The organism is Paucisalibacillus globulus DSM 18846 (genome assembly GCF_000482485.1).
Lineage (GTDB): Bacteria > Bacillota > Bacilli > Bacillales > Amphibacillaceae > Ornithinibacillus > Ornithinibacillus globulus.
In genome coordinates, this window is the sequence record NZ_AXVK01000049.1 from 1 (window position 1) to 1,669 (window position 1,669).

General features: G+C 34.9%; 1 protein-coding gene. It reads right to left on the reverse strand.

Features of this window, described 5'->3' with window-relative positions; genetic code table 11:
- Positions 1–46 precede the first annotated feature (46 nt).
- A protein-coding gene (locus K332_RS23660) for an IS3 family transposase (protein WP_156914194.1) occupies positions 47–1,557 on the reverse strand; the annotation gives its coding sequence in 2 pieces (ribosomal slippage) (positions 47–969 and positions 969–1,557; 1,512 coding nt in all).
- Positions 1,558–1,669: the final 112 nt, after the last annotated feature.

Below are 1,669 nucleotides of genomic sequence, written 5' to 3' on the forward strand. Positions count from 1 at the left end.
TGAACTGCCCCCTGTCAAGTAGACAGTGGAAATAATAAAAAAGGACTTAAGCGGCTTTAGCTCTGTATTCATTAGGGCTAAGGCCGTTTAATCGTTCTTGATATCTTTCATTGTTGTAGAAGTAGATGTACTCATCTATTGCTTTTTTAAGTTCCTCAAAAGTCTCATACCTATGTAAATAATACTTCTCACATTTCAGCGTCCCCCAAAACGATTCCATTGGACCGTTATCAATGCATTTACCTACACGAGACATACTGTGTGTCATTTTTGCTTCATCAATCCTCCGTTTAAATCCATGTGAGGTGTATTGGAATCCGCGATCACTATGAATTAGTGGGTGATCTCCATTCAATAATTTAGTAGCTTGATCGATTGTCTGAAATACTAGTTTATTATTATTGGAACATCCTAATACATAGCTTACAATGGAACCATCATATAAATCTAAAATGGCACTTAGATATGCTTTCTTGAAACCATATTTGAATTCCGTGACATCGGTTACCCATTTTTCATTTGGGTTTTCAGCTTGGAATTCACGATTTAAAAAATTCTCTGCAACGTGTTGAGGATTGGAATGTTTATATCGCTTCTTCTTTCTACGTATAACGGATTGAATCCCGGCAATCCCCATTAGTCTATAAATTCGCTTTTCGTTAAACGTTTGGTCAAACTTACGATTTATGTTTAAGGTCATTCTTCGATAACCATATATTCCCTCTACATTCTTATGTATAATTTTCATTTCTTGCATGACTTCTGTATTCTGAAGTTCTCTTTGTGAAGGTTTGCGTCTAAGCCATTTATAGTAAGCAGCTCGGGAAATGCCAGCGATATTACATAATGAAACAATACTTACATTATCTTTCTCATGAAGTTCCCTAATCGCAATATATTTATCTTCAAATCTTACTTGGCTTATTTTCGCCTCCTTTCGATTTCCTCTAACTTTTTTAAGAATGCATTCTCTGTGCGTAAACGCTCATTCTCTTTTTCTATTCGGCGTATTTCTAACTTCATTTTTTCTTCTGGAGTTAGCTCTTCTTCACTCTTAGAAAGACCTCGTCTATCTTGTAAAGCATCCCATCCACCAGCTTCATATTTACGTACCCACTGATAGACTTGTTGATAGGACACTTGATGTTTCTTAGCTGATTCTTGATAATTCTTATCGTTAGCTAGTGTATCTTGTACAATCTCAATTCGTTCTTCCCAAGTGGTTTTTCTCCCTTTAGTCATAGAGCTCGTCCTTCCTTTTCCTGTGTTTTTTAATTCTCTATGACCATTATACTGTTTTATCCATCTCTGTAATACCGAGTGACTTGAGATATCATATTTCCGAATCGCTTCATCTTGAGAATATTCTCCAGATAGATACTCCTCTACAGCTCTGACTTTTAATTCCTTGGAATATCTTTTCCATGTTTTTGATTCCTCTAACCCACTTAGTCCTTCCTTTTCAAATTTTTCTTTCCATTTATAAAAAGTGTTTTTTGAAATTTGATATTTGAAACATAATTGCCTAAGTGAATAACCTTCATTTTGATAGGCCATTATTACTTCATACTTAAAGTCGCTTGGATATGATCTATTAGACAAAAAAACTCCCCCTAAGGTAAAACAGATTTTTATTTTTTAATCTGTCTACCTTAAGGGGAGCATATCA